Here is an 8,089-nt window from a genome sequence, read left to right as displayed (position 1 = left end):
CTTCGTCTTGTGGAATGAAACAGCCCTGCGGCTAGGGGTGGGTTGAAAGGTTAATGAAGATGCTTTTTGGATAAACTACGACTGGGTTTCAACAACCATCCCGGCTAGGGGTAGGTTAAAAGTATTCGCATCTATTTCAATTAGCAATTACTGTTGATGCTCAACAACTATCCCGTCTAAAATTTGGTTAAGAGGGTTGAAAGGAATGTCACCTTCCCAATACTCAAGTGTTAAAAGTCATGCTGACTAATGGAACGTTGAGATATTTTATAAAAAGGTAGAGTTACATTAAAGCGGCTTCAATTATAAAATCATCTGTAGAAATGTTATAGCAAATGATTTGTCATTTTACGGTTATTAATAACTAATTTGCCGCTCTACATATATTTAATTAATCAGGCAGTACAGATTAAGAAGTATGCACATTAAAACTTAGTTTAGCAAAATACTAATGGGTTTAATATAGAAGTTAATGTGTCTATTCAACTGCAATCTAGTACGACATTAATTTGCGAAAAATCGGTATAATTGAATTGACTCTAAAAAATACTGTAAGCGACATTAATTTGCAAAAAACGACACTAATTTGCGAAAAACGACATATAATGTGCGAATGTACAACAACAAAAGCGGGCGATGGGACTCGAACCCACGACGTTCACCTTGGGAAGGTGACATTCTACCACTGAATTACACCCGCAAAAGTTACTGTTAGCTTTAAATAAGCTAACAGATATTATACCACATTGATTAGTTCTGGATTTCGGATACAGATGTGCTGTTTTGCGATCGCCCCCCCCTAACTTCTCTTTCTTCCACAGGTGGTTTTTTGCCAAAACCATAACGCAGTGTGTTCAAAATCCAGTTCTGGAAGTTGTCAATGTAGCTAAATATGACTGGCACTACTACCAAAGTCAGCAATGTAGAGGTTGTAAAGCCGCCCATAATCGCAATTCCCATTGGCTGACGCACTTCCGAACCTGCACCAATACCCAATGCTAACGGAAGCGTCCCAGCAATTGTGGCTAAGGAAGTCATCATAATAGGACGCAAGCGAGAAACTCCAGCTTCTATCAAGGCTTGGCGTTGCTTCTTGCCTTCCTGCATATTGATGATTGTGTAATCTACTAAAAGAATCGAGTTTTTGGTAACAATTCCTAAAAGTAAAACGATACCAATCAAGGCGTAAATTCCCAAGGGTTTTTGAGCAACCATTAATGCTACTAATGCACCGCCTAAACAAAACGGTAATGCAGCCATAATTGATAAAGGATGCAGGAAGTTGTTATATAGCAGCACCAAAATTGCATAGATGCACATCACGGCGAGGGCTAATGCACCGCCGAAGCGACCAAAAATTTCTTGCATAATTTTGGCACTACCAGAAGGTTGCTGGACAACTCCTGGTGGTAGGTTTTGCATCGCAGGTAATTGACTAACTGCTTTGACGGCTTCTCCTAAAGAAATACCTTGTAAGTTAGCTTCTACAGCCACTTGACGGGCGCGGTCGTAGCGGTTGATGGTGGCGGGGCCACTACCAAAGCGGATATCTGCCACAGCGACGAGAGGAATTAAACTACCGTTTTGGCTGGGAATTTGGAGATTTTTAATAGTATTGATGTCTGCGCGGGCTGTGGGGTCGATTTGCACACGGATGGGGATTTGCCGATCGCTCAAGTTAAACTTAGCCAAGTTAGCATCATTATCACCAATAGTAGCTAAAGATGCAGTTCTGGCGATCGCTTGTACAGTAACACCCAAATCGGCGGCGCGTTGGGGATTAGGCATAACTAAAATCTCTGGTTTAACTAAACTGGCAGTCGAAGAGACTTCCACTAATCCAGGTAAGTTACGCATTTGTTTTTCTAAGTCATCCGCAGCTTGATTTAACGCTTGGGGATTTTCACTCCGCAACACAATAGATAAACCTTTGCGACTATCTCCCGGCCCTTGACTTTGAAAACTAATTCTCGCCCCTGGTATTTCTTGAAATAATGGGCGGATTTGTTCTTCAAACTGTTTTTGCGAAATATGGCGTTCTTCCTTGGGCTTTAGCTGAATTGACAAGGTAGCTGAATTGATTTCTTCTGTGGCTAAAACCTTTTCTACAATTGGATTTTGTTTAATAATATCTGTTGTTTGGGTGACTACTTTATTCACATCAGCCAAAGTAGAACCAGGGGGAACTTCAATCGTCACGTTAGAAATCCCCACATCACTATCATCGACAAAACCCTTGGGAATCAAGGGAACTAACATCAGACTAGCGATGAAAAACGCAATAGCGATCGCAATTGTAGTTAATCTATGGCGTAATGCCGTTTGTAATAAAGATTTATAAGGCTGAAACTGATTTTTTGTTGGTTGATTTGTTGTTTGACGATAAAAGATTTGACTTAATCTGTGTTTGGCGTGGGTGGCACTAGGTTGGGTATGTGCCTTCTCTTTTAATAGATACGCCCCCATCATCGGCGTAATCATCCGCGCTACCATTGTGGAAAAAATTGTCGACACGGCAACAGTTAGACCAAAGGGTTGGAAAAACTGTCCAGGAACACCACCCATAAACGCCACAGGCAAAAACACTGCAATAATCGTTGCCGAACTTGCCATCACAGCTAATCCCACTTCATCAGAAGAGTCAAAAGCTGCTTCCCAAGGCGATTTCCCCATCGCTATATGCCGTTCCATATTTTCAATTTCGACCACGGCATCATCTACTAAATTGCCTACAGCCAAAGCTAAAGCCAACAAAGTCATATTATTGAGGGTATATCCCAACGCTTGCTGCACTGCAAAAGTCGGAATCATTGATAAAGGTAGGGCAACGGCAGTGATTAAAGTCGCTCGCCAGTCTCGCAAAAAGATTAAAATCACAATCACTGCCAACACCGAGGCTTGAATCAACTCATCAATGGTGCTTTGATAAGACTGGCGAATAATATCGGCTCTGGTAAAAATTAAATCTACTTTGACATCTGGGGGCAAAGTTTTTTGTAGTTCGGCAATTGCGGCTTTCACCCCTTGTTCTACACTCACAACCACACTGCCAGTACTCCGCAATACTTGAAAAGCTACCACAGGTTGGTTATCTAAACGGGCAGTTTGTCGCACATCCGCATATTTATCTTCTACACTCCCCAAACTAGATAAAGGCACGGAACCCCCACTAGGCAGGAGAATTTCATAAGTTTGCAGCAAATTCACACTAGCTGCACTACCAAGGGTACGAATTGTTTGTTCACTACCGCCAACTTCGGCGCGTCCACCGGGTAAATTGATATTTAAAGCCCGAATTTGGTCGTTGACCTGGGTGGCGGTGATACCTAAAGATTGTAAGCGGCCAGGGTCGAGGTTAATGCGGATTTCGCGGTCAACGCCACCGATGCGTTTAACTTGTGCCACACCTTTAACAGCTAATAAAGCGCGGCTAATAGTTTGGTCTACGATGTTGCTGAGTTCTTCTACAGAACGCTGATCTGATTTGACGGCATAAAAAATAATTGGCCCACCAGCGAATTCTAAGCGTTGGACAATCGGGTCGTTAACATCTTGGGGAAGATTTTGGCGGATTTGAGCGATCGCATTTCTCACATCATTGGTGGCGCGATCGCTATTTGTGCCTAAAATAAAATTTATCGTGGTGGCAGATTTGCCATCACTTACCGTAGAAATCATATTATCGATGTTGCCCAACCCAGCGACAGCATCTTCAATTTTTTTCGTCACTTGCGATTCCAGTTCTGCCGGCCCTGCACCCGGTTGGGTAACAGTCACAGAAACCGCCGGCACATCAATGTTAGGGTTGGTGTCAATTCCCAAAGATATGAAAGATAACCAACCAACCACTGTCAAAATTAAAAATAAAACTATTGTGGGAACTGGTTTTTTGATTGACCAAGCCGAGATATTAAAAGACATCTGAAGTATGAAGTGTGAACTATGAAGTGTGAACTATGAAGTATGAACTATGAAATTTCATCCTCCTGCCTCCTGCCTCCTGGACAAATGACTATTGACTAACTCTCACCCGATCGCCATCTTTGAGATAACCTGCACCATCAATGATGACGCGATCGCCTAATTGCAAACCATTTTTAATTTCTACGAGTTCGCTATTGATTGGTTCTCCGACCTCAATTTTCTGACTACGAACTAGATCATCACCGGAGAGGGTGAATATCATTGCACTACCATCAGCTTGGGGTTGCACTGCTTTTTGGGGGACTACCATTGCGATCGCGCTATTTGTCGTAATCGCCGCGCGGGCAAACATCCCTGGTCTGAGTAAATTGGTTAATGGTAAGTCAATTTTGACAGTTGCTTCTCGTCGTTTATCGTTCACTAGCGGTTGTATTTCTCTCACTCTGCCTTGCAACTGCACGCGACTATCAATATCTGAGGAAATTTGCACAGCCGCACCAATTTCTACTTGTGGTAATTGAATTTCTGGAACATCTGCCTGAAGTTCTAATCTGCCATCCCGAATAATCGAAAATAGTTTTTGTGTTCCCCCAATCACAGTGCCAACTTGGGTTTGTGGTGGTATACCTGTCACATCACCAATTCTGGCTAATTTCTCCGCCACAATTCCCGAAATTGGGGCGCGAACTACAGTTTGTTTTAACTGTGTTTGTAATTGTATTGCTTTAGCTACGCTGCTACGCACATCTGCCTTAGCTTTATAAATATTTGCTTCGGCACTGCCTGTATTAGCTTGGGCGCTGAGAACATTAGCTTGAGCGCCACGAATGTTTTCTTCGGCAACTCGTACAACTTCGACGGCTGTTTTAACTGTGTAGGCGCGAGTATCAAGTTCTTGCAGACTAATTGCCCCAGCAATTGCCAATTTGCGATAACGCAGATAATTCTTTTGGGCTTCTTCTAACTTAGCCTTGGCTTGTGCTAAATCTGCTTTTTTTTGCCGCACTATTGCCTGATAAGATTCTACAGTGGCTTCCTGGGAAACCATACTTGCCTGTCTGGAACCGACATCAGCTTGTTTAGATTCTATCTCGGCTCTGGCTCCACTCATTTGAGCTTGCAGCATAGAATCATCTAAAATTGCCAGAACTTGACCTTTTTTGACATAAGTACCTTCTTTAATATCTTCAGGAATGATTTTGACTTGCAAACCATTGGCTTGGGGTAGCACCGGAATTAAATCGCGGGCGGCAATTGTGCCTGTAGTATTGAATGTGCGAGAAACACGCGTAGCTTCTACTGGGGCGACAGTCACCGTCATTACTGGATTAGCTGGAGGCGGGACTTTATCTGCCACAGCTTTTTGTTGACGTGGTGGCAATTGAGTTAACACCCCTAGACCGCCTAGGGCGATCGCTAGACCCAAGCCAATACCAACAAACATCGGTGTTAGCCACGGGCGGGTTTGCTGCTTTGCCTTCTGTTCATCCGCTACATTTTCTTCTCGCCTTAGTTCTGGCATACTTTCGTCACTCACGAGACGCACCTCCACTCTGGAAACACACAACTGCTGGTTATTTTTAAGAAAGTTTGAGACTAATTACCATATATTAAATCTGACTTACATCTCAAAATTTGACTGTAATAATCCCCAATATGATAACCATGACACAAGTCATGTTTTTTATTAGAAATAAAAATAAAAATAAGTGATTATACGTAAATATTGTTCATCAATATGACAGGAGATTTTTCTCACTCAATAACTCTTGTTAGTGTCACACATCCTTTGTATGCAGATCACTTCATTGTGAGTATAAATATGGAAAACTGATGAACGTAGGATACGCCAAATTACATCTGTTGGCAGTGAACTAAGAAACCATAGCCTATCATGTGATCAAGATTTCAAGGCGAGTAGCATTCACACCCTTATTTAAGTTAAAAAGGATAAAAATACCTGCAAACACTTACTCAAGCCTTGATGTTGGCATTCTTAATAACAAACAAGAGATATTTTTATCTGAACTGAGCAACCAAATATGTTCAACGCCACTGAAATTTTAATTGATGCTTTTGTCAAGCAAATTCGAGAAGGCTACAGTCGCACATACGGCTGCCTAAAAAATGATTATCAAGACATCATAGCCTGGGCTGGAAGTATGGCGTTGGAAAATATTGCCAATAGCGATGCCTTGTACCATAATGTCGAACACTCTATTTTAGTTACCTTAGTAGGGCAAGAAATTCTCCGTGGCAAACACATCCGTGAAGGTGGTGTTTCTAGTGAAGATTGGTTGCACTTTATTATCTCCTTGGTCTGTCATGATATTGGTTATGTCAAAGGAGTTTGCCGCCAAGACCAAGAAGCATCAGGCTTATATGCTACAGGTAAAAATGGCAGAATGATTTCCCTGCATCCTGGTGCTTCTGATGCCAGTCTGACACCTTATCATGTTGATCGAGCCAAGCTGTTTATTGATGAGCGTTTCGGTGGTCACAAGCTCATAGATGGTGAAGTCATTAAAAGTAATATTGAATGGACTCGCTTTCCCGTACCCAAAGCAGAAGATCATCAAGATACTGTTAACTTTGCTGGCTTAGTACGGGCGGCTGATTTAATTGGACAATTAAGTGACCCCCGTTATTTGAAAAAAATTACCTCTTTATTCTACGAATTTGAAGAAACTGGGATGAATAAAGTCTTAGGCTATGAAACCCCAGCCGATTTACGCAAAAATTACGCCAAATTTTACTGGAATGGTGTTCATCCTTATATTAAGGATAGTCTGCGCTACTTATCGCTCACCCAACAAGGCAAACAAGTGATGGCGAATCTCTACTCGAATGTATTTGTTGTGGAACACGAAAAAAGTCAAGAAGAACATCTGTACATGATTGAGCAGTTACATGCTTAGATTGTAGTCATTGGTCATTAGTCATTAGTCATTAGTACACTTAAACAACAAATGACCAATGACAAAGAACAAAGGACAAATAAACTATGAATTGGTGGCAAAGACTTAAGAAAAATCCTTTGGCGCGATTTGGAGCAATTTTGCTGTTAATTTTCTATGTAGCGGTGATTGCAGCAGATTTCGTTGCTCCTTACGACCCATATATTTCACAGCCAAATGGTTCACTGCTACCACCAACAAAAATTTATTGGGTTTCCCAGTCTTCCAAGAAATTTATCGGCCCGCATATTTACCCCACAACTCAAGGTAATACTGATATAAATACAGGCGATCGCCAATTAATTGTAGATTTTACTAAGCCCTCTCCTTTACGTTTATTTGTATCTGGGCCGGAATACCATCTATTACAGCTGAGTTTACCACTACCACCGAAATGGGATGAAGTCACCATTTTTCCGGGAATTCCCTTAAATTGGCATTTATTTGGTGCAGATAATGGCGTAAGATTAAACATTTTTGGCACTGATGATCAAGGACGTGATCAATTCAGTCGATTGCTACATGGCGGCCGCATTAGTTTGTTTATTGGGATTATCGGTGTAGTTTTTACTTTCCCTCTTGGTCTACTGCTGGGTGGGATTTCGGGTTATTTTGGTGGTTGGCTCGATAGTGTCATCATGCGTTTTGCAGAAGTTCTGATGACTTTCCCCAGTATTTATCTGTTGGTGACATTAGGTGCAGTTTTACCACCTGGCTTAAGTAGTACCCAGCGCTTTTTATTAATTGTTATTATTACTTCTGTGATTAGTTGGGCTGGTTTAGCTAGGGTAATTCGAGGACAAGTACTTTCTATTAAAGAACGGGAATTTGTTCAAGCTGCACGCGCAATGGGTGGAAATCCGCTTTACATTATTGTTCGTCATGTTCTGCCGCAAACTGCTACTTATGTAATTATTTCTGCAACCTTATCAGTTCCTAGTTTTATTAGTGCTGAAGCCGTTTTAAGTTTGATTGGGTTAGGAATTCAACAGCCAGATCCTTCTTGGGGTAATATGCTTACCCTAGCCAGTAATGCTTCAATTTTGGTATTACAACCTTGGTTAATCTGGCCGCCAGCAGTACTAATTATTTTGACAGTATTAGCATTTAATTTACTAGGTGATGGCTTAAGAGATGCTCTCGATCCCCGCAGTTTACAAAGATAAAGGGAAGTGTGAAGTCTGAAGTATAAAGTGTCAAGTCTGAAG

4 protein-coding genes and 1 tRNA gene are annotated in these 8,089 nt (G+C 41.7%); 2 read left to right on the top strand and 3 right to left on the bottom strand.

What is annotated here, in order from left to right; genetic code table 11:
- Nucleotides 1-628: 628 nt before the first annotated feature.
- The 3 genes from NCWK1_RS10885 to NCWK1_RS10875 form a co-directional block, all read right to left on the bottom strand.
- A tRNA-Gly gene (locus NCWK1_RS10885) sits at nucleotides 629-700 on the bottom strand.
- Nucleotides 701-750: 50 nt separating this feature from the next.
- On the bottom strand, nucleotides 751-3,921 hold the full coding sequence (locus tag NCWK1_RS10880) for an efflux RND transporter permease subunit (protein WP_103124732.1): 3,171 nt from the start codon (nucleotides 3,919-3,921) through the stop codon (nucleotides 751-753).
- 91 nt (nucleotides 3,922-4,012) lie between these two features.
- Entirely contained in the window at nucleotides 4,013-5,461 is a 1,449-nt protein-coding gene (locus NCWK1_RS10875) for an efflux RND transporter periplasmic adaptor subunit (RefSeq protein ID WP_103124731.1), read from the bottom strand.
- Nucleotides 5,462-5,966: 505 nt separating this feature from the next.
- Here NCWK1_RS10875 and NCWK1_RS10870 point away from each other — a divergent pair.
- Both NCWK1_RS10870 and NCWK1_RS10865 read left to right on the top strand, forming a co-directional pair.
- On the top strand, nucleotides 5,967-6,842 hold the full coding sequence (locus tag NCWK1_RS10870; RefSeq protein WP_103124730.1) for an Npun_R2479 family HD domain-containing metalloprotein: 876 nt from the start codon (nucleotides 5,967-5,969) through the stop codon (nucleotides 6,840-6,842).
- 86 nt (nucleotides 6,843-6,928) lie between these two features.
- Nucleotides 6,929-8,047 carry an ABC transporter permease gene (locus tag NCWK1_RS10865; RefSeq protein WP_096575523.1) on the top strand — a complete coding sequence of 373 codons (1,119 nt, stop codon included), beginning with the start codon at nucleotides 6,929-6,931 and terminating at the stop codon, nucleotides 8,045-8,047.
- The last annotated feature ends 42 nt before the right edge of the window (nucleotides 8,048-8,089 follow it).

The sequence above is a fragment of the Nostoc cycadae WK-1 genome, assembly GCF_002897135.1.
Classification (GTDB): Bacteria; Cyanobacteriota; Cyanobacteriia; order Cyanobacteriales; family Nostocaceae; genus Nostoc_B.
The sequence above is the reverse complement of the archived record's forward strand: the minus strand, read 5'-3'. Positions and strand labels throughout refer to the sequence as shown.

What these genes read in the sequence shown, in the direction of transcription:
- NCWK1_RS10880 (WP_103124732.1), bottom strand. Translation starts at nt 3,921, where the DNA reads ATGTCTTTTAATATCTCGGCTTGGTCAATCAAAAAACCAGTTCCCACA.
- NCWK1_RS10865 (WP_096575523.1), top strand. Translation starts at nt 6,929, where the DNA reads ATGAATTGGTGGCAAAGACTTAAGAAAAATCCTTTGGCGCGATTTGGA.
- NCWK1_RS10870 (WP_103124730.1), top strand. Translation starts at nt 5,967, where the DNA reads ATGTTCAACGCCACTGAAATTTTAATTGATGCTTTTGTCAAGCAAATT.